Raw genomic sequence first — 20,778 nt, 5'->3', positions numbered from 1 at the left:
CGCAGCCTCACCACCTCATGCCGAGCATGATGAGGAGCAGTTCTGGCTCATCGGAGAGCGAACCCCCTATAGGCCCGCCGGTTGTTGATCCATTTGCCGAGCAGGACGACGACTGCCGCCAGCCTCGCCGACCGTCGCGGCGCCGCGTCCACCCGGGCCCGCGGTCTCCGGCGTCGGCGGAATCAACGTCCCGCTGCGCCACGCGAAGGGTTTCGACGTACGCTCGGGCACGTCCAAACGCCCCTCGCGTTCGCGGTAGGCGACGGCCGCGTTGAGTGCCTGTTTCTGATCCCGACTCCGTGAAGAGTGCGGGGCCTAGGCTGATGTCGTGCACGAAGGCGCCGGGCCAACCGGGGAGCGCGTGTGTCCGGGCTGTCGTGGGCGGCTGAGAGCGGACGCGCGGCCTGGTGCCGTGTACTGCTCGGGGGTCTGTCGTGCCTGGCAGTGGCGTAAGGACCGCCTCTGCGCAAGCGGGTGGTGGCGGAGTTGAGTGGTACGGGCCGGGCCGAATGCCCCGAGTGCGGGGCCACTTGGGTGGCGGGGGTGGACCGCCGTTCGGACGCCGTCTACTGCTCTCGCCGGTGTGTCGTGAGGGCCTGGCGGACTCGGAACGAAACGTTCGACGAACGGTCACCGTGACCGCACGGCGAACGCATCCGAATGGCACCTTCGAGTAGCTTTCTATCACTTTCTGTCGTTTGCTGTGATCTTCGTATTTACCGTTCGAATCTCGGTCTCGGAAGCGGGCCGACGTCTCGTCACGGTCGAAGGGGCCGTGCCCCGGCTCGCGGTGGGTGGTGAATCCCATGCCCGAAGAGTCCATGAACACCGACAGGGTCGGCAGCGTCAGCTCCAGCCGCTACGAACAGATCGTGGCCGAACTCCGCGAAATCGTGGAGAACCAGACCCGGGGCCAGTTCACGATCGGCGACTACGCACTCGAGATCGAGCCGATGCGGGAGGTCGGCGGCCAGGAGCGGGGCGATGAACTGTTCACGGTCAAGGAGTCGTTGTTCCGGCTGGCCGAGGACATCGGACTGTCGTATTCCTCGGTGAAGGAGACCCGGTGGACGGCCTCACGCTGGCCGAGGGAACGCCGGCAGTCCGGGGTTTCCTTCACGGTCCACAAAATTCTGGCGGTGATCGCCGACGAGCGGGAGCGGTTCGCCGCGATCCTGACCCCGCCGGAGGGCGAGGCCCGGTGGACCGCGGACGGAGCCAGGCGCCGGGTCGGCCGGCAGGTCGACCGGCCGGTCACGCCGCAGGAGAAGGTCAGCGCGATTCACACCCTGGCCCGTGACGAGGACGTCGCCGCGGTGGTCACCACCGACTTCCTGCGGCGGCCGACGGTGGTCGCGCAGGTCAAGAGGGAGGACAAGGTCCGGGTCGTCGAGGAGTTGACCCGTGACGACCACGTTGCCGCGGAGGTGACCACCGGTCTGTTGCGGCGGCCCGACGTCGCGTTCCGGGCGATGCGGGACGACACCGCTCGCCACCAGGTCAATCACGCCCAGGTCGAGCGGGGGCGGCAGGCTCGCGAGCACTTCGAGGAGACGAATCCGGTCGCGCCGGCGGTCCGCCGCATCGAGCGGTCGGTGGAGTTTCTGGACCTGGTCACGGCCTGCCATGCGTTCGTCGCGGCGGCCGGCCGGGTCGTCCCGGGCATGCGGGATCGGCAACTGGGCGACGACGAGCGCACGATCGTGCACGAGAACGTGGCCAGGGTTCGGGCGACGTTGGACTGGATCGAGACGGCCGTCGACACCGGGCGGGTCGACGTCGACGGCGAGCTGGCCCGACTCCTCCAGGGCGAATAGGCGATGCCTCGGGCCTCCGAGCGCAGATCGCCCGCGGCCCAACGGCACGCGGACACCGTTCGGTTCGTCCTCTTCGAGGCACGGCCGGCCGGTCTGGCCTTCAATCAGTTGGTCAGATCCACCGAGTTGTCGCCGAACCAGGCGCGCGCGGGCCTGGCCTGCCTGCGGGACATCATCACCGAGCGGGGCTGGCCGCCCCTGATCTGGACGCGGGCGGACGGCTACAAGTTCTGCTCGGACCCCTCCGAACTCCAGGCCTACGAGGTCGCGGTGATCCGGGAGAAACTCACCGAGATCCGCCGGTTCATCACCGGGGTCGTGGCCCCGCACGCGGCCCTGCAACCCAAGGGCCGCTGGATCAAGCACCTGAACACCCAGCTCAACTCCGTCGAGTCGACGCTCGACGTGATCGCCGACTACATCGAAGCCTGATCGGTCGGGGCCGGCCGCGTCGCGGCCGGCCCCGACCCCGTCCTTCAGGAAGGGGCACGATGGCGCGGCCCCGCTGCTATCCCTCGGACACCTGGGACGACGAATGGGCCCTGATCGAACCGCTGTTACCGCCGCCCGCCTGCGAGAGCCCGACCGGCGGCCGGCCGGAGAAGCACCCGCGGCGGGAGATCGTCGACGCGATCCGCTACGTCGTCGACACCGGTTGCAAATGGAGGGCTTTGCCCCGGGATTTCCCACCTTGGCGGACCTGTTACGGCTTCATGGCCCGCTGGGCGGCCGCCGGGGTGGTCGGACAGATTCGTGACCAGCTCCGCAAGCGCATCCGGCGCGGGATGGGCCGGGCCCCCGGGGCGGTTGCCACCGTCATCGACTCCCAGTCGGTGAAGGCCGCGGAGACCGTGGGCAAGGACTCGCGCGGCTACGACGGAGCGAAGAAAATCAACGGCCGCAAGCGGCACCTGGTCGTGGACACCAAGGGCCTGCTGCTGTTCGTCCTGGTCACCCCGGCCGACACGACCGACCGCGACGCGGCCAAGGAAGTGCTGTTCAGACTGCGGCTGATGCACCCCGAGATCACCATCGTCTGGGCGGACTCCGCCTATGCCGGACAACTGGTGACCTGGGCGAAGGACCGCCTGGACCTGACGCTCAAGACCGTCAGCCGACCCAAGGACGCCATCGGATTCGTCGTCCTGCCCCGCCGTTGGGTGGTCGAAAGGTCCATCGCCTGGGTCATGCACGCCCGCCGACACGCCCGCGACTACGAACGGCTCATCCAGCACTCGGAATCGCTGATCACCTGGGCCGCGATCACGCTCATGACCAGGCGCATCACCCGGCGACAATCCCGACGGACGAATCAGCCGTCCTCCCGCGAGAACATCAGGGATTGACGGTCGCCCGGACCACCGCCACCCGGGGCGTTCGCCGTCGTGGCAGGCGTCGTGGGCATGGACCGCGGAGGAGTCCCGCACGCGCGAGTACAGCTCGCTGCCGTCCGTGATCGCGGTCCCGCACCAATCGCACGGCTCCGGCAGGACCTCGCCCTCGCCCCGGCCGTCCGCCGTTCCAGTCTCCAACACCCGGACACCGCGCCCGAGTAGTTCACTGCCCTCGCCACCGCTTCCTTAAAACCGGATAACCGCTAGCGTGTTTTATGCATTGACACTACAAGATCAACGGAGTTTCCTTGTCTTGCACGAGGAACCGGTAGTCATGTTGAGGGGGGACGATGATCCGCATCCGTCTGGGCAAGCGTAAGTACGTCGGCGACGGCGGAGAGACGACTCGGCCGCACGCGTTCCTGGTCCGGCAGCTGACCGGCTGGGACCCCACGATGAGCGAGCACGACGTCTACGACGCTGCCCGCGGCTGGTGGAAGCTCAGCGACCGGGCGGAGCGCGAACAGTACGCCGCGATCGTCGGCGACGGCGTGGTCCGCATGGTCGTCGAGATCGACGAGTGGGCCACCAACGACGAACGCCGGGGCTTCGCCGGCACCGTGCTGCAACCCGGCCATCCGGTCCGCGACGCGCTGGTCGGACGCGACGACCCGGTGCCCACGACCAGCCGCAACCCGATCGCGTACTTCCGGCACGACCTCGAAGCCGGGATCTGCCGCTGCGGCTGCGGGGAGCGGGTGCCCTCCGGCGACTGGGTCCAAGGACATGACCAACGCGCGCTCCACCAGCTCATCAACGACGAGTTCGGCGGCTCGGTCAGTCGCTTCCTCGACTGGTACGAGGATGCGGCCGCCGCCCGAGGCTGAGCACTCCGCACGACCTCGGCCGGCGAACATCCCGGACGGGCCGCACACCGACCACGACGGACACGAAGCAAGGGGGACGAACATGGCGAAGAAGAAGGCACCAAAGGCCCACGTCTACAGCAAGCACCGGCACGGCGACGTCACACACCTCTCGCACGACCGGCAGTCCCGCCTCGTCTGGAACGCAGAGACGAAGAAGTTCGACGTCCAAGTCCGCGACTGGGTCACCATCGACGCCTGGAACCGCAAAAGCGCCTACGACGAGGTCGGCGAGGGCTGGGACGCCTTCCAGCTCACCGCGCTGACCGACCCCGACAACGTCCACTTGGTACCTGTCGAACCGGCACAAGACGACGCGGTCTAACCCCGCGGCGCGGCAACGAGGAGATGGCCCCAGACACCTGTCTGGGGCCATCTCCTCGTTGCCGCCGAACCGACTGACATGTGTGTCAGACCGGCCTGGGATTAGACACAGGTACTGAACGCGGTCTCCCAGGCCGCCTTTGCCGCGCCGCGCCCTACATCCCCGCCAGCGCCCGCCGCTGCGTCGGAATCACCATCGGTAGCGCCATCCCGTGGTCGACGTCGCCGGCCTCGGGTGGGAATCGAATGGCTGCGCGACTTGCCGCCAACTTCACGGCCGGCCTTCGAGAACAACCACGGAGCCGAGGTGGAGCCGCCGGCCGGACGCGTTGCCGCGCTATTGATCCGCTTGCGCCTCGACCGAAGCCTCGACTCGGCGGTCGACCGCGCGGCCGGCCTCCGTGGCGTTGTCGACCACAGGGCGGCTTTTCGATCGGCCGTTCACCGTCGCCGGAACACAACGGCGCGGACTCCTGTTCCGCGCCAACCACCGACCGATACCGGCCAATCGTGGTTCCCGGGGCCGTCGTGGCCTCGCGGCAGCCTCGGATCCGCCGGTCACGTCGGCGAGTTCACGGTGTGTACCGTCGGCCGGTGTCGAATGGCGCCACCGTCATGTGAAGCCGATACAGCCACGGCCCGGGCGCCCACGTGCGGCTACGCGGTCGTCGGCCACCACCAGGGTCCGGTGTCGGGGTGGTGGGCCCACACGTACTGCGTGTCGGGCGTGACGGTCATCCCGTGGTCGTACAGCCCCGGACCGCCCGCCGCGATCCACCGGTCCCAGGCCGTCTCCAGCTCGTCGCCCAGTCGCCGCGTTCCGCCCTGGTACAACGTGGTTCTGTGGCCTGCCGATGCGGAGTACACGGCCCAGGAGGAGTCGCCGTCGTGGATCCACGCGTTCACGCCGTCGGCGTCGCGCGCGGCACGCACCCGCACCTCGGGCAGCGCGACCCGCAACGCGAACAGCAGGTGCGCGTCGTCGCACAACGGCGCCAGGCCCCGGACGACGCCGCGCTCTTCCCCAGCCGCCGTGTCGCCGCGTATTTCGGCGAACCGGCGCTCGGCCGGGGTGCCGCGGGCGGGCATGAACGTGGCGAGCCCCTGGACCCACCCGCTCGCCGAGCGTCCGTCGTCGGCCACGGTCAACGCGACATGACCCAACCGCCCCCACGGCGTGACCACACGGCCTCCGGGGCGGGCCTGCGCGATCCACGCCCACGGCACCCGCTCCACCGCGTACGTCGAGATCACCCGGTCCCACGGCTGCTCCGACGGGCGGCCAGCCGCGCCGTCCCCGACCGCGACGCTCACGTCCAGCCCGGCCGCGGCGAGCGCCTTGCGAGCCCCCTCGGCCAGGTCCGGATCGATCTCCACGCTGACGACGTTACCGGGCCCGGCGCGTCGGGCGGCCAGCGCCGCGTTCCACCCCGTCCCCGCGCCCAACTCCAAGACCCGGTGCCCCGGTTCCAGGAGCAGCGAGTCGAGCATGTCCACCACCACCGCCTGACACGACAGGCTCGACGTGGGCACCCCGTCGACGACCTGCGTCACCGCGGCGTCGTCCGGCCCGGCGTACACCAGCGACACCCACGCACCCTCGTCGACCACCCGATCGACCGGCGCATAACCGTCGCCGTCCCAGCGCCACAGCCGATCGGGCGCGAAGGCGTCCCGGGGAGCCGCCTCCACCGCGGCGCGGATCCACGGCGCGCGCTCGGGCCAGTCCCCACGCCGTTCCATCTCGGCCGCCAACCGCGACCGCGCCTCGACAAGATCCACGGCGAGCTACTTGTCCTTCTTGTGCTGGCCGTTCGACGGCGGGGGAGCAGGCACTTGCCCATCGGAGTTGTTCGGCGGCGGATTCCCCTTCGACGGATCCGGCGGCGGCTTCTCGTGCTGTCCCATGAACGCCTCCTCGGTCACCCAGAGAGACCCCATGATGACGCAACACCACATCGACGCGGAAGACACACCACACCGCGACCCACACCACCCGCAACGCGTCGACGGATCCTCGCCACCGACACCCGGCTATCCCCAGCGCATCCCAAGCCCGGTCAGGGCCTCGATCCGCTCCGCTGCCCATGTGCCCTGTCGTTGTCGGGCGTTGGCGAGCGCGACACCCAACTTCACCGAGTGCGCCTCACCATCGACCTCGACGGTCTCGACGTGTTTGCGCGGCACGGTCAGATGCCCTTCCCGCTCACGGAACGCGGCCGCCGCGGCCAAGGTGAGCGCCCACCGGTCCACCGGCGCCGCGCGCTGCGCCGGTGGACCGGCCACCTCGACACCCACCCCCGCCAACGCCTCCCGCTGCGCCGGCGTCAGGCCCGCCCCGCTGCGGCGTTGCCGCTGCAGCCATGCTCCGACGTCCTCGCCGCCGACGGTGTGTCCGGGCACCAGTTCGTCCAGGTTCCCGCCGCCCTCGGTGTGCAGTCGGATCGTCGTGAGTATGCGTTGCCAGTCCAGAGACCAGCGTCGGGCGGGGTCGTTGCGGCCGGTCGGGTTCCAGTCGGGGTCGATCGCGGCGAGCCGCTCCCAGCGTTCGGCCCAGCGTGCGGGGTTCTTGCGGGACTCCAGCGGGCGGCGGCAGTTGGCGAGGAATTGCCCGACGGGGTAGTTGTTGACGGCGGCGGCTTTAGGTGCGGCGAGGTGTCCGTGGACGGCGAAGTAGGCCCGGCACATCGCGAGTCCGTCCTCGAACGCGGCGTCGTCGGGGCTCCACACCATCCCCAAAGCCTCGAGCAACTCGATCCGCCGCGCACTGATCGCCCCCGCCGACCACGCCCTGCGCTGCTCGCTGATCCACGCCCCCACGGGATGACTGGTCCCGGTCTCGGCGTCGTAGTCGATCGCCTCCAACGGAATCCTCAGATCACCGTGCGCGGCGTGCCATCGCCGGGCGGCGAGGTAGCCGCGGCGCCAGTCCCGGCGTTCGGGGTCGATGACCCTGAGTTTGACGAAGTCGGCGATCAGGGCGGGGTCGCGCTCGGTCATGAACCGCACGAGGAACCGTTCCTCGATGTTCCCGGATTCCCCGCCCGCGCCCTCGCCTTCGGAATCCTCCTTGGCCGGCTCGCTCTCGTCGCCTCGCGTCTCCGGGGCCTCGTTGCCGTCGGCGTCGGCGTCGGTGTCCGTCGAGGTCGTGAGCCGGAAGCGGCTGCCGCTGGGTGCAGGGGTGGCGAGCATGTCCAGGACGCGGCTGTCGTGCGCGGCCAGCGCGTGCAGGACACGCACGAGGAAGTGGTACGAGTCGGAGACGAGCATGTCGTCGGGTTGTTCCCCGGCGGCGAGGAACACGGGCACGACGATCGTCGCGGTGCGGCCCTCGTGGGGTTCCTGGCGCAGGACGCGGCCGATGGCCTGGACGATCTCGATCACGCTCAGCTTGGGGTCCATGAAGGCGACCGCGTCGGCGCGCAGGTCGACGCCTTCGGCGAGGACGCGCACGTTCGAGAGCACCGCCCGCCGCGTCACCACCGCGTCCCGGTCGGGGACCTCGAAGAGTGGGGCGGGTTCGCGGTCGGTGTGCGCGGCGAATTCGCCCAGCACACGTCTCCGGTGCTCGCTCTCGTGCTCGCCGCACAGCCAGTCCGCCCACACCCCGGCCGGATACCGCTGAGGGTCGGTTTCGTGGAGCCGCTTGGCGACCTCGGGCAGGGTCTCCGCGCACGCCTGGGCCTCGGCGGTCCGCGCGTGATAGGCGATGACCGTGCTCAGCCCTTGGTCGGCGGCGACCCGCAGGACGGCGGTCTGCAGGGCGGCCAGGCGCGCGGCCCGGTACTCCTCGACCTCCTCGAGAGTGCGCCGGCCCGGGCCGCGGTTGAGGTCGAGTCCGCCGGCCTCGGCCAGGTTCTGGACGGTGGGGTCGGCGACGTCGACCACGACGATCCGCGGCTTGGCGAGCAGGCCCAGGCGTACGCCGGCCGCGAGCTCCAGGCGGTGGACGGTGGGGCCGAAGATTTCCTCGTTCTCCATGGACGCGACGGCGTGGAGCGGCAGCGGCGAGTGGATCGGACGTCCACCGCGCACCCGGATCGGCCCGGCGCCGCCCTCGTCGTCCTCATCACCTTCGTCGTCCCGGCCGACTTCGTCCTCGGAAAAGCTGTCGAGCCCACCCGGGCCCGCCGCGTTCGGGTCGTCCCATGCCGCGTCGTCGGCGAGGACCGAGGGCCGTTCGGCCTCTCCCTCGCCGGTGCCTTCGCTGTAGGTGCTGTTGGCGGGCGGTTCCCACACGCGTGGGGTCGCGGTCAGGTACAACCGCCCCTGGGTCGGCAGGCGTCGGTCGTCGTGGACGGCCCCCCACTCCTTCGCGAGCGATCCGCTGGTGCGGTGTCCCTCGTCGATGCACACGAGCCGCCACGGCTTCAACCGCAGCCCGTACACGCCCGTGTGGGCGTCCAGGATCGTGCCCAGCGACTGGTAGGTGGCGTACACCGTCAACGCCCCATCGCCTGCTGCCCACAGGGCGAGTTGCGGGGCGCTCGTGGTCGCCCGCACCCGTGCGTCGCCCAACGCCGCGTCGCCGCCGAGGGAACACACCGCCACCTGCGTCCCGCCCACCCGCCCGGCCCGCCGCCACGCCCGCACGGTCTGGACGAGGAGGTCGAGGGTGGGCACCAGGACCAGGACGCGGTCGTGCGCAGCAAGAGTGGCGGCGGTCGCGGCGGCGACCCAGGTCTTGCCCGTGCCGCAGGCCATGACCGCAGTGGCGCGGCGTCCGCTGTACCGGGCGCTGCCGGCGGCGTCGGTGTCGGGGTTCTCCAGCTCGCGGACGATCGCAGCAAGGGCGTCGCGTTGGTGGGGGCGCAGCGCCGGCGCGGTGTTGCGGGCGGGTCGGCGTGCGGTGGGGGCGGTGGGGTTGGGCATCGGGGCCTCCGCGCGGTGGGCGAGCCGGGTGTCCGTGTCGGGGTTGCGGGCGGGTGGGTTGGCTCATGCCCCGGTGTTCGGGTGTTCCGGTGCGGTTCGGGTGTCGCCGGGGCCGACGGGCGAGGGGCTGCGGAGCTTGGAGGGGGCACTTTTGCCGATGCGGCGGCGGTAGAGGTCCTGGGCGCCTTGTTCGGTGATGCCGAGGCGTTCGCCGACTTCGCGCCAGGTCATCCGTGGTTTGCCGTCGGTGTTGGGGGTGCGGGCTGCGCGCAGGAGTTCGGCTTCGCAGTGCTCCCACCAGATGCGGGCCGCGGGCAAGGCCTCGAGGGCGTCGGCGACGTCCTCGACGGCCAGGCGACCCGGGTCGCCGATCGGTGCCGTGGCGAGGGATTGGCGGACGACGTGGGTGATCGCCAGGAACGGCTCGGCGTTCATGTCCAGGGCCCGCTTCACGTTCCGTTCGATGGCTTCGCGGTGGCGCGTGATGATCCGCGCGGCGGGGTGGTCACCGCCGAGGCGGTCCGTAGCGGGCGGGGAAGACTTCTCGCTTCGTGCGCTCATTCCGTCACGCTACGATACTCAAGCTTTCCTTGACAAGGATTCCTTGTACTGACCCCGAGGCGCCGGGCGGTGACGTTCATACAGAACCCCAACGGGGACTGGTCGTGGGCTGGGCTCGTCGATGCCCACGAGACGCACGCCGACACCGGCGTGCGCACGATCCGCGCTGGCACCGTCCGGGGTTGGGCCTACGCGACGGAGCGTCAGGCCATGGGGCGTATGGACCGGACGCACTCTGGCGCCGACGATCGACGCACGCGCCCCCGCCCCACCTCGTCACTCACCGTGACGGATCTCCGAAAGTGACGCAGACCCGAGGAGCGTGCTCGGCACGGAGATGTCCGGACGATGCACGATGCGTGGCCGCAGTGAGGGCGGGCGTGGGTGCGTCGGCTCGGGTGGACAGAATGCGATCGGGGCAGGGTTCGAACGGGAGAGTCATGGCGGTCGCGGGGTTGGTCGGGCTGAGGGAGCTGCAGAGAGCGGCGCGGCTGAGCCGGTCGACCTGATTTCCGCTTCACTCGACCCGCGCGGTGTGGACGACGTCTGTGGTCGCGGCCCGGCGGGGGCCGCCTCGCGGTTGGCCACGTCATGCGGGCCAGGATCAGAGGGTGGTTGCGCGGCACGGGATGGTTGCGGTGGCCCGGCGGACACAGCTCGTACAGGGCTTCGAGGGTGCGGTCGTCGAGCGTCGGCGGGGTCGGGGGAGGTTGCTTCTTCGTGCGCGACCTGTCCGTGGGGATGCTCGTCGTGGGGGAACACGCAGGGTGGGCGTCGGGAACGGTCCGCGGGGCGCGGGCCGGCCGGTGCGTGTCGGGGTGAGCGAGGCTTGTCGTCGACGTTGGCGAGGTACCCGCCGGTGATCGATGCCGAGACAGGGAGGTCGCAGATGAACGCCGACGAGTTGCTGGGCCGCGTCCGGCTGGCGCGGGACTGGGCCACAGAGGCCGCGGACATGGCTTCGGAGAACACGGCTCTTGACAGAACCGCAGAGGAGCTCGCGTCGATGGCCGTCTACGAGGTTGTCTATCGGGTGGTGGCCAACGTGCTGGATGTCATTGTGAACCCGGTGGCTACCTCTGCGGAGGGTCAGGAGCGCGCTACGTAAGTCGGGGGCGTCGTCCAGGGATTACACCGGGGTCGCCTCCCATCCGCGCCCCGGACACCGAACGCGAGGGACTGCACAGCATGTTCCTGCGTCTCGATGCGTCCGCGGGTGCTGTCGCGGCGTGACGGCCGGTGCCGATGCCGGTCCGCCTCGCCCCCGAGGCGGACCGTTCGGTGCCTGAGGAGCCGGCGCGCACGGGGTCGAGCCTTCGGGCACCGGGCGGTCGCGGATCGGCTTTGAGCAGGTGCCCGGCAACGGGGTGGGCCAGCTCGTGCTTCAGGGCCCAGAGCAGGATGCCGCCGGGTAATGGGTATCGCGGCACGCGATCACCCCCGTGGCACCGTCGAGGAACAGGCAGTCGCCGGCCGTGCCCCGATCGATCCATTCCCGCGCGATGGCCGGCGCCAAGGTCCCCGGTCGGGCTACGCCACAGCCGCAGGTGCAGGACCCGATGAACCGCGAGTAGCCTTCGGGGTCCATTGTGGGGATCCGGCAGCGCGTGTCGAGGATCGCCTTGAATCCCTCATGGGTGTCGTCGGGGCCAGTACGGCATCTCGTCGGCCATGTGTCGCTCCGTCCATCGAGTCTTCTATTCGCCCGTACTCGCGGTATCGCGGTATTCGCGGGCCGTGCTCGTTCTATCGACCCAACGTCGCGGTATTAAATGTTCGCGGACTATTCTCCCGGAACACGATCGGAGTATCGCGAACTTTTTTCGGGGTTTCGAGAGAATGACGGTTGCTCCGGCCGTGTGTCGGCCTGCAGCGCAAGGTTGTGGGCCGACACACGGGTATCTCAGTTTTGGTAACGGTGCGGCAGGGCGAAGGCGCCGGAGATCACGCTGGCCACGGCTGCTGCGGCTACCGGGCTGTCCGGGGCGACGGTAACCATCGCACAGGCGAAAGCACAGGTCGTTGCAGCAATACACAGGACCGTTCCGGAACGCCGGAGCCAAGACGGCTCCGGCGTCTCAGAGGTCGGGCCGCTAGACTGACCGCGCGAGGGGACGTGGTCGCGCGACTCGTGTGGGTCGTTCATTCGCTCTCCTCTCGGTTGGATTTCACGTTGTGTGAATCCACATCGGCGGCCGGTTGGGAAAACTTTTCCAGGGTTGACCCCAGCCGGCCGCTTCCCTATCGGGATGCATCCCAGGTTATCCGCTCGCGCAATAGTCCTTATGCTGCGACGGCGAAGTGTGGACAACCGCATGGGATGCCGCACCCGAGATTGCTCGAACCTGCATTCGATCGGCGATCGATCTGTCCCGATATTTCCGCCCCGTACGTAACACGGGATTAGCGGATCGCAGGCCACTTCCGGGGAGATTCCCTCCCCGGAACGTTGCCGACTCTTTACTTTCGGCCCGCGACGGTAGGCACAGTGGTCCGTACGGTCCGCGGACATGGACACCCCCGCGAACCCCGCGCCCGACGACACCCTTCCCCAGTGTTCGCCGTACGCCCATCTCGGCGAGGAGACGCGCAGGATCCTCGGCTATTTCGGGCACGAATCCGACGTTCCCGAGGTGGTCGCGGCGGCGCGCTCGTGCATCGGCGTTGCGCACGTGATGGCAGCCTCGCTCCCGGACGGTCCCGAACTGCGCGCCGGACTCGTGCACTTGCTGGAGGCCAAGGACTGGTTCGAGCGCGCGGTCGGGCTCGACGTTGTCCCGCCGGTCCCGGTGGACGACAGGGAACCGGCCGACGAGATCCGCGTCGGGTACCACTTCCTGGCGCGCGTCCTTGGCACGACGCACGAACACCGGATGTTGGGGGCCTGTTCGTGGCGGGTCTCGCGGCGGAAGCCTCGGGCGAGATGGCCGTGGCCCACGTCCAGCTCAATACCCTGATGCGAATGGCCCGGGAGTACCGGAACGAGCCCGGCCACCCGGATCCCGATCGCCAACTGAGCCGGGCCGGACCCGGCGGCTCGTGTCACCGGGTACGTCCCGGGCACGATGGACACCACCGGTCGCCGGCCCGACATCGCTCGCCTGGCCCAGGACTTCGCATACGACCACCTGCCGCCTCGAATTCAGGAGATCAGCAGGATCTTCCACGGCGTCGTTGCGCGCCCGTTGGCGGAACTTCCCGACAGTGACGAACTCTTCGCCTCCCTCGCGGAGTTGTGGGCGGCGAAGAGATGGCGGCACGGCGCGAGGGCGAGGACCGGGCGGGGAACCCAGGTGCGGCGTACGGGCGGTCATGAGCAGCCTCCTCGGAGAGGGAAACCGACACGGTTCCTTCCTCGGAGTCTGCACCTCGCCCACGATGTCCCGAAATGGTTCACGAGGGTCGAGTCGGTCATAGGACGAACGGCTTGTCCATCGGACGGCTGACCCCCGACCGTTACGACGACGTACCTATCCCCTGGGGGCAGCTTCGGGAATCGGCCCGCAGCGTGGCGGTGGTCTCTACAGTCGTCCCATGACCTTTGGTGCGACGCCCGGGACATTCCGGCGGCTGATGTGGGTTGAGATTCCGTGCGGGACGTCTCTCTCGCAGTCCAGGAAGACTCTTGGGGCCCTGAGCTCCCTCGTGCGTGCTCAGGGCAAAGGGCTCAGGACGCACGCCGATCTCTTTCCCACCAGATACGTGGTCCCGGGACTCCTTGCGGTGGGTGCCACCGTGGGTGTCATCGCCACACTGCATATCCAAGGTTGGTTCGGCGACCGCGAGTCGAAGGTGGGTCCTGAGTCGGAAGACGCCGTTCGGCAGGCCGGGTCGGAGCAGCCCGACGAGGTCGGAGATGCGAGCGAAGTCCAGCACTTGCGCGCCGTGTGACGGCCTCAAAGCGGCGGTGGATTGTGTGAGGGGCGGTCCTCCCGTCGCCGGCCGCCACAGTGCTTCCGGGTAGTGGTCCGGGCCCGGCCGACGGGGGTCGATTTCCCGGGGGCGTGGGGTGTTCAGCAGGCGAAGGTGCGCCATTCGTCGCGGGGGACGAGGCCTTCCCGGGTGTCCCGGCAGTTGGTGGCCCATTCCCGGGCGAGGAGGACGGGGCGGGTGAGGACGTGGTCGCCGGCGCGTTGGACACGGACCACGACGCCGAGTTCGGGTGCGCACGGGTCGACGTCCCGGGAGTACCGCACCCGGTGGCCGCGTGCGGTGAGGTGGTCGCAGAAGGCGTCCTCCAGGCGGGACGGCGTCCGGCCGACCGGGGGGATGTCGTCGAGGTGCACCTGCGGGCCCCGCCGGGCGTCGATCGCGATCGCGGCCGGCCCGATCGACTCGTCGTAGTACAGGTTCACCGCCGCACCGGAGATCCCCTTCACCGCCGCACCGGAGATCCTCGAGTCCGCCGGGCCGCGCACGGGCCACAGATCGGCCTGTGTCACCCGTCCCCGGCCGTCCCCGCTCGTTCCGACCGCCCTCAGGACTCCGTCCACCGCGGCCATCGCCCGATCGTGGGTCATGCCGAACCTCAACGGGTCCACCCGCTCGAACGGCGCGAACGACCACACCGCGCGCTGCGACTCCTCCACCACGCCCCACACGCCCGCCCCCACCCCGAACCTCCGCTGCCCGTACGACGATTCCCGGCCGCGCCGTTGATCCGCGCACGCCCCCGGGGAGGCTACGGGCGCCGGACGACAATCGCGTGTTCGGCTGTTCGTTCGGGTGGTGTCGGTGTCCGCTGGTAGGCAGGGGTCTTTCGGCCGGTGACTCGGCCTCCTGATGGCCGAGGTGCCCTGGATACGGCAGGTCGATTGCTACGACGGTGCCGGACTGACGCACACCCTGAACCACATGTTCGACCCCATCGAACGCCTCACGTTCCCCGATCCCTGGGGAGAGCCCGAGGGTTCGCCGACGACCCGCCCTTCTGGGACACGCCCGGGGCGCTGCCACAGCGGTGTTGCGTACGTCGGCGACCGCGCACCGCTGCCGGCGCCGCTTTTTCCCCCATCACAAGAAGGGCACCAAACCTCGACGAACAGGATTAGCGACCGGCAGGTCCGCCGGAACGGGCAGGTCCGGGCCCGCAGCCCTGGACTACCTGCCCGGATGGGAGGATCTTGCCGACAGTTCTGTACGGGGAGGCAAAGTGGACGACCGCTCGAAGCATGACCACTCCGGATGGGAAGAGGTCGTGCTCGCGGCCCGCGAACGTGCCCGCACCCGGCAGACCCTCATGGTCGAACGCTTCGGACTGTCGGGTGATGTGCAGTACCAGTGGTCGATGGACGACGCACAGATCACGTGGTCGCGCGCCGGGAAGGTGTTCCTCACCGGCCGACTCACGATGATCGGCAGCGTCAGTCTCGCTCGGCAGTCCTGGCTGTGGTCATGGGCAAACGAGTCACTTCCGCCCGCAGTCCTGGGCGATATCGCGCGGGTCCGGCAGTTCGGCGAGAAGAACGACTACCCCGTCCTGCCGTGGCCGGTGTTCAACTACCATCCCGAACTCGTCGCTGAGGCTCGAATGGTCGCAGCATCCGTACTCGACGCCGAGGGGCTGTGGGCAGACTCCACAGACGACAAGCAACTCCACTTCCTGGTCCACGACTTGGCGCTCACCTCCGGATGACAGCGACAGGCGCCCAGGCGTCAGGGCTGCCGGCCCTGACCGTCGGAAGTTGAACGACAGCTCACTGGTGGGGATCTCCTTTCCGCAGCCCGGTGGAGTCGAGGTGCTCGCCGACCATCCCGTCCACACCGAGCACTCCGGGGTGCCCGCCCGGCTCGTCTTGCCCGCCGCAACGCCGCCCCGGCTGAGATCGTGCTCCGGGGGCACCGTGACCCCTGCCCCCGGAGTACCGGAACGACCTGTTTGCCGTACATGATGTGCCCGGGGCTGCGCCTGTGCCCTGTGGTTCGACGGGCCGCCGTTCGCCGTCGACGTGTCTTGCGAGCCGCGCCGGGCCTGGCAGCGCGCCGCGTCCGGCTGCCCACCCGCTCCGCGTGCCTGTGGCGGAGGGGTGCGTTGACTGCGGTGTCGCCGCGTCATCGCCTGGGACTGTCGGGTCTATGGGTGGCCGAAGTAGCGGTCCCACCATGTGGGTGGCCACCGCGCGTCCTTGCGCAGCGGCGCGGGTCCGTCGTATCGGGTGTGAAGCAGTTCTTCCGATACCACCACATGGCCGGTGTCGATCAGTGCGCGTTCCACGGTGGCGAGATCCCCGAGGTCCAGGGCGCCTTCCTCGCGCGCGTCGTCGGTGCCCAGGTACGCGCCGGGGTTCTCCGCCGCCACCATGGCAAGCGAGCCGAAGTTGCTCACGGATACGACGATCCGCTCACCACACACCGTCGCCTCGCCCGGGACGACGACACAGGCGTACTCGACGGTGTTCCGGCCGTAGCGCTCCGCCGGGCAGCGGGTCGCGAAGTCGCCCTCCAACCGGGACACCAGCCGGTCGAGCATGGCCGAGATCGCCTGCTCGTCGTACTCTCGCGGCCCCGTCAGATGATTCGCGTCGTCGAGCCGACGCAGGAGCGCGATCACAGCCACATCATCGTTCATCATGACTCTCATCCTGGCGCTGCGGAGATTCGCCCGGAACAACGCCCGACCCGAGTTACGCATCCGCCCCGGATTCCACTGCGGGACTCGCATCGACCGGACACGAACATCCCGGACCGACGCCGGCTGGGTTAGTGATGGTCGCGAGGCCCGTGATGCAGCCTCCACGACGCACCGTCCGAGATCCGTGCGGAACAGGCGCATCTCCTCGGGCGGACGAACGGTCTCGGATGGATGGGCGTCTACTGGAATGATGCCGGTATGTTGACGAACCGGATGGACGCGGTGGATTGGGCGGCGATTCCGACCCCGTTTGGCCCGACGGCCCGGCTCGGAGGCGCCGATGGGCAAACCCGGTATGAACTCCTCGACCCCGCACAGGGGTTGCGCGCACTCGCCTCGGCCACGAACCTCTCCCAGGCCGCCGAGGCGGCGTCCCATCTGTCCAACAGCACGCTGCCGCACAGCCACATGGCCGCCGTGTTCCCGGCCGCGGTGGTGGCCGCGCCGTTCCTGCTGGACATCGCCGAGCACGGACGACCCCAGGCCCGTCAGGCGGCGGTCACCCTCCTCCAGGAGATGACGTGCTCCACGCCGATCCCGGGATTCGACCGCGTTCGCACGGCGGCCGGCCACCACGCGCCGCTGTGCTGCGCCGTGGCAGAGGTCGTCCGCGGTCGTCGGGAGGCCCTGGTGGCGCTGGGGAGGTCGGGAAGGGACCTGCTCGGTTCGGCCGCCGCCCATTGGCGCTTCGACGTCCGCGAAGCCGTCGCGACCGAGGGCGGGACGATCGCGTTCGGGATCCTGGACGGCGCGCTCCCCGCCGACCCACCGCGAGGGGAAGTGCACCTCGCGGGCGCAAGGGTGTCGATCGCGTCGGTGGCGGTCGAGTACCCGCCGGTGGAGGAGTGGGGGGATGCGTGCGTGCGCCTTGTGGGCGCACCGATCGGGGAGAGCATCGAAGGTGGCGTCGTCCGTCCGGCGGAGTGTGGCGAACGCTGACCCGTCGACCGGAGGGCACCGTGCGGATGATGGAGCACTTGGGGGAGCACACGAAGGCCGGTCATGTCGTGCCCGAGACCGTCGTCCCGGAGTTGCTCGCCGACGATGCCGAGAGCGCGCCGGGTGCCTGCGCCGCGAGGCAGACCCTTATGGATTGACACGACGGCCCGGTCCGACTGGACCCGCTCGACGTCCCGCCCTTCCGCCCGGCAACGCCTACGCCGGGGGCCCGACACTGGCGAACCCTCCTGGCGGAAGCGCTCTCCGACCGCGACTCACGCTGAACGACCTCCTTCCTCCCGCGGGCCGGCTGCCACGCCGTATTCCCAACGCGTCGGGTAGCCGCTCTCATTCGCCGCCGAGCGTTCCGCGTCGCGTGCGCTGGGTGTTGATCCGCTTGCCCAACCGGACCCCGACCTCAGCGCCGTCTCCTTTGCCGTGCCCGTTCGTCGGCCCGGTCACGGTCTCCACACGCGACCTGACGGCGCGGGGCACGTCACGGGATGGGGGAGAGTTCGTTGTTCCCCCTGTGGGGTGTGGTCGGGGTGGGTAGGTTGCGCGGATGGATGAGGATTCCGAGGGGGATCGGTTCTCCGATGCCGTGCGGTTGCTGTTGTTGATTGCGGCGGTGGGGGAGCCGTTGGACGAGGTCGCTCTGCGGCATGCGCCCGAGGGTGCGGTGGCGGTGGTGCGTTCGGAGGGGCGGCTGCAGAAACTCGATTTCTGGCTGCGGAACCCGGACTATCTGGCGGACGAGTTGCTCAACGACTACGAACGCGTGCCCGAGGCGATCAGCCTGGAGTTGGCGGGGGAGATCCTGGACTCCGACGAGCCGGAGATCGCCTGTTTCCCGATGCTGCGCTACCTGTTCGGGGCGTTCGAGTACATCGACCGGGCGATGAGCGTCCTCGTCGCGCCACGCCTGGTCCGCCTCACCCACGGGCGCACTCCCGCCGGCAAGCCGTTGGTGAGCTACTACCTCACGGCCAAAGGCCGCGCCGTCGCCGACCAGGCGACCGCCAACTGCCCGGAACTCGCCTGGTTCACCCGGCGGGCCGTCCTGGTGCGTTCCCTCGCCGAGTCCACCGGCCACACCGTGCACGCCCTGCGCCGCCGCCAGTACCTCCAACGCGACTACGCCGAGACGCCGCTGAACGAACTCATCCCTTCCATCGCCGAACGCGCCCGCGAGCGGCTCGCCCGCCTGCGCGCGACCGCCGCCACGGGAAGTGCCGCATGACGTTGATGACCATCCCCACACCCGACGAGGACTCGCTGTACCGGCGGATCGCCGACAAGGCTCCCGGCACCGATGCGGACACCGTCCGCGAGATCCTCGCCGGCCACGGCATCACCCTCAACACGCCACTGCCGTCCCGACGCGAACTCGTCGTCCACCGCCTCTACTGCGAAGGCACGAAAACCGGTACCGACGACAACGACGGCACCTTCGCCGTCGACATCCCCCTGGGCCCCGGCGCGTGGGCACTGACCAGCACACACAACTCCGCCGGGAAATCCAGCCTGCTGTGGGCCCTGAGCTACGTCCTCCGCGGCGACGGCTTCGGCGCCTTCCAACGCAAGGACACCATCGACTGGTTCACCTACATCCGCGCCGACATCGAGGTCTCCGGCGTCCCCGCGTCCATCCGCCTCACCTTCGACACCCCCGGCAAACCCACCACACGCCTGCTCACCGCCCAAACCGTCGAACAACTCCAGGCCCTGGACCCGCACGCCGTGGACGGCGACGGCGTGCGCACCGCCGCCACCGCCCCACCCGGCGGCGCGAAAGACCTCATCGACCGCTTCATGCTCGAACGCCTGGGCCTGCGCCCCATCTCCGTGTGGTCCGCCGAGAAGAACGCCCCCAAAGACGCCGACGGCCACCGCGACAGCGCCGAACAAGTCCACGGCTGGGCCAGCTACTTCTACGCCGTCGCCATGAACAACGGCAACTCCAACATCCTGCTCGGCCCCACCACCACCGGCCAACTCCCCGTGCGCCTGATGCAACTCTTCCTCGACGTCCCCTACACCTCCGAACTCACCTACCTGACCACCGCCCGCAAACAGGTCGACCAAAACGACCGCCGCACGCAACGCCGCGCCGCCGAGGACACCCAGGCCCGCCGGCAGCAGACCGAACCCCTGCGCCAGGCCCTCGCCGCGGCACGCGAACGCCTGGCCGCCTGCGAAGCCCGCCGACCCGACCACGCCGCCCTGCTCACCGACCTCCAGGCCGCTGGCCACGCGCTCGTCACCGCGCAGGAACACCACCAGGACACCGCCGAACGCCACGGCACCCTGCGCAAGATGCGCCTCAAGGACGAACGCGACCTGCGCCGCGCACGACAAAGCTCCGCCGCCCGCCTCCTCCTGGGCGCGCTGCAACCCGAGGCATGCCCACGTTGCGACCACACCATCGACGACACCCGCCGCGCCACCGAGGACACCGACCATCGCTGCTCGTTGTGCACCCACCCCCTCGCCGAGGTCGAAGTCGACCCCGAGGCCGAGGCCGCTCGACTGGCAGCGTTGGAAGAGCGCCTGAAGGCCTCGACTCGCGCCGAGACCACACTCGACGCCGGCCTGCGCACCGCAGAAGTCCACCTCGAGCACGCCCGCGAGGACTACCGGTGCGCGGCGGATCGCCTCGAACAGGTCCGCACGCATCCACACACGACCGACGCGGAACAGGCACGCCGCGACGTCCACCACCTCCAGGGCGCCCTCGCAGTCGCCACCGGAACCGCGGCGGAACTCCCCGCCGCCGTCGGCCACTACCTCACCGACACCCCCGACCCCAGACAAAGCGAAGACGAACCCGACGACACCGAGGACCGTGTCCTCGCCGCCGCGGCGACCGTCGTCGGCGACATCGTCGCCAAACACAGCCGCACCCTCCTGCCCGACCTCAACACGGAGATCCTCCGCATCGCCAAAGCCCTGGCCGTGGACAACCTCACCGACGTCAACCTCAGCCTCGGCGGCCAGGTCAACGCGCAAAAGTCCGGAAAGAAGATCGCCTTCGCCGACATCAGCCCCACCGACCGCCTCAAAATGCGCATCGCCACCGTCGTCGGCATGATCACCGTCGGCCGCAAACACGGCATCATGTCCCACCCCGGCCTGCTCCTCATCGACGCCCCCACCGCCGAGGAACTCGTCCCCGAAGCCACCTACCAGGCCCTCAAAACCCTCTACGAAACCGGCGGGATGCCCGGCGTGCAGGTCATCATCACCTCCATCGAACCGGTGATCCCCGACATCTTCCCCCCACACCGCATCCACACCGGCATTCCCGAAAACCCCCGCATGTTCTAACGTCCCCACCACGCCCAGGCGCTCGACCACCCGCACAAGGAGAGCCC

The 20,778-nt window shown here is 69.6% G+C and carries 17 protein-coding genes; 12 read left to right on the top strand and 5 right to left on the bottom strand.

Annotated features, from left to right (window positions below; all coding sequences use genetic code 11):
• The first annotated feature begins 806 nt into the window (after nucleotides 1-806).
• The 5 genes from ACFZBU_RS38935 (at nucleotide 807) to ACFZBU_RS38915 (ending at nucleotide 4,402) form a co-directional block, all read left to right on the top strand.
• Nucleotides 807-1,817: a DUF6192 family protein gene (locus tag ACFZBU_RS38935; RefSeq protein WP_391588502.1), complete on the top strand. Its 1,011-nt coding sequence runs from the start codon at nucleotides 807-809 to the stop codon at nucleotides 1,815-1,817.
• A 3-nt stretch (nucleotides 1,818-1,820) separates the two neighbouring features.
• Nucleotides 1,821-2,249 (top strand): RacP protein, encoded by a 429-nt coding sequence (locus ACFZBU_RS38930; protein ID WP_391588501.1) that lies wholly within the window; start codon nucleotides 1,821-1,823, stop codon nucleotides 2,247-2,249.
• Between the two features lie 59 nt (nucleotides 2,250-2,308).
• Nucleotides 2,309-3,163: an IS5 family transposase gene (locus ACFZBU_RS38925; RefSeq protein ID WP_391588500.1), complete on the top strand. Its 855-nt coding sequence runs from the start codon at nucleotides 2,309-2,311 to the stop codon at nucleotides 3,161-3,163.
• 338 nt (nucleotides 3,164-3,501) lie between these two features.
• On the top strand, nucleotides 3,502-4,038 hold the full coding sequence (locus ACFZBU_RS38920; protein WP_391588499.1) for a hypothetical protein: 537 nt from the start codon (nucleotides 3,502-3,504) through the stop codon (nucleotides 4,036-4,038).
• 82 nt (nucleotides 4,039-4,120) lie between these two features.
• Nucleotides 4,121-4,402, top strand: a complete 282-nt coding sequence (locus ACFZBU_RS38915) for a hypothetical protein (RefSeq protein ID WP_391588498.1) — start codon at nucleotides 4,121-4,123, stop codon at nucleotides 4,400-4,402.
• 656 nt (nucleotides 4,403-5,058) lie between these two features.
• Here the strand turns inward: ACFZBU_RS38915 and ACFZBU_RS38910 are convergent.
• The 3 genes from ACFZBU_RS38910 to ACFZBU_RS38900 all read right to left on the bottom strand — a co-directional run bounded on the left by ACFZBU_RS38910 (nucleotide 5,059) and on the right by ACFZBU_RS38900 (nucleotide 9,834).
• Nucleotides 5,059-6,183, bottom strand: coding sequence for a methyltransferase domain-containing protein (locus tag ACFZBU_RS38910; RefSeq protein ID WP_391588497.1), 1,125 nt, complete (start codon nucleotides 6,181-6,183; stop codon nucleotides 5,059-5,061).
• Nucleotides 6,184-6,435: 252 nt separating this feature from the next.
• A complete protein-coding gene (locus ACFZBU_RS38905) occupies nucleotides 6,436-9,273 on the bottom strand; it encodes a Helicase associated domain protein (RefSeq protein ID WP_391588496.1) in 2,838 nt (945 codons plus the stop codon).
• Nucleotides 9,274-9,336: 63 nt separating this feature from the next.
• Complete coding sequence (locus ACFZBU_RS38900) at nucleotides 9,337-9,834, bottom strand: hypothetical protein (RefSeq protein WP_391588495.1); 498 nt, start codon at nucleotides 9,832-9,834, stop codon at nucleotides 9,337-9,339.
• A gap of 889 nt (nucleotides 9,835-10,723) precedes the next feature.
• Between ACFZBU_RS38900 and ACFZBU_RS38895 the strand changes: the two genes are divergently transcribed.
• The 3 genes from ACFZBU_RS38895 to ACFZBU_RS38885 all read left to right on the top strand — a co-directional run bounded on the left by ACFZBU_RS38895 (nucleotide 10,724) and on the right by ACFZBU_RS38885 (nucleotide 13,725).
• A complete protein-coding gene (locus ACFZBU_RS38895; RefSeq protein ID WP_391588494.1) occupies nucleotides 10,724-10,942 on the top strand; it encodes a hypothetical protein in 219 nt (72 codons plus the stop codon).
• A gap of 1,402 nt (nucleotides 10,943-12,344) precedes the next feature.
• The gene (locus ACFZBU_RS38890; RefSeq protein WP_391588493.1) at nucleotides 12,345-12,791 is read left to right on the top strand and encodes a hypothetical protein; all 447 of its coding nucleotides are present in this window, start codon (nucleotides 12,345-12,347) and stop codon (nucleotides 12,789-12,791) included.
• A 577-nt stretch (nucleotides 12,792-13,368) separates the two neighbouring features.
• Nucleotides 13,369-13,725: a hypothetical protein gene (locus ACFZBU_RS38885; protein WP_391588492.1), complete on the top strand. Its 357-nt coding sequence runs from the start codon at nucleotides 13,369-13,371 to the stop codon at nucleotides 13,723-13,725.
• Between the two features lie 122 nt (nucleotides 13,726-13,847).
• On the opposite strand, the gene ACFZBU_RS38880 is transcribed toward ACFZBU_RS38885, so the two are convergent.
• The gene (locus ACFZBU_RS38880) at nucleotides 13,848-14,447 is read right to left on the bottom strand and encodes a hypothetical protein (RefSeq protein WP_391588491.1); all 600 of its coding nucleotides are present in this window, start codon (nucleotides 14,445-14,447) and stop codon (nucleotides 13,848-13,850) included.
• A gap of 539 nt (nucleotides 14,448-14,986) precedes the next feature.
• Between ACFZBU_RS38880 and ACFZBU_RS38875 the strand changes: the two genes are divergently transcribed.
• The gene (locus ACFZBU_RS38875) at nucleotides 14,987-15,469 is read left to right on the top strand and encodes a DUF6882 domain-containing protein (protein WP_391588490.1); all 483 of its coding nucleotides are present in this window, start codon (nucleotides 14,987-14,989) and stop codon (nucleotides 15,467-15,469) included.
• Between the two features lie 438 nt (nucleotides 15,470-15,907).
• Here the strand turns inward: ACFZBU_RS38875 and ACFZBU_RS38870 are convergent, their stop codons facing one another.
• Complete coding sequence (locus tag ACFZBU_RS38870) at nucleotides 15,908-16,405, bottom strand: hypothetical protein (RefSeq protein WP_391588489.1); 498 nt, start codon at nucleotides 16,403-16,405, stop codon at nucleotides 15,908-15,910.
• Nucleotides 16,406-16,663: 258 nt separating this feature from the next.
• Between ACFZBU_RS38870 and ACFZBU_RS38865 the strand changes: the two genes are divergently transcribed.
• From ACFZBU_RS38865 to ACFZBU_RS38855, 3 genes are all read left to right on the top strand, one after another.
• Nucleotides 16,664-17,404, top strand: coding sequence for a hypothetical protein (locus tag ACFZBU_RS38865; RefSeq protein WP_391588488.1), 741 nt, complete (start codon nucleotides 16,664-16,666; stop codon nucleotides 17,402-17,404).
• Nucleotides 17,405-17,966: 562 nt separating this feature from the next.
• The gene (locus ACFZBU_RS38860; RefSeq protein ID WP_391588487.1) at nucleotides 17,967-18,644 is read left to right on the top strand and encodes a hypothetical protein; all 678 of its coding nucleotides are present in this window, start codon (nucleotides 17,967-17,969) and stop codon (nucleotides 18,642-18,644) included.
• A complete protein-coding gene (locus ACFZBU_RS38855; RefSeq protein ID WP_391588486.1) occupies nucleotides 18,641-20,731 on the top strand; it encodes a hypothetical protein in 2,091 nt (696 codons plus the stop codon). Before ACFZBU_RS38860 ends, ACFZBU_RS38855 begins: the two co-directional genes overlap by 4 nt.
• The last annotated feature ends 47 nt before the right edge of the window (nucleotides 20,732-20,778 follow it).

The sequence above is a fragment of the Embleya sp. NPDC008237 genome (genome assembly GCF_042956465.1).
GTDB lineage: Bacteria > Actinomycetota > Actinomycetes > Streptomycetales > Streptomycetaceae > Embleya.
This window is presented reverse-complemented; position numbering and strand designations above follow the sequence as displayed.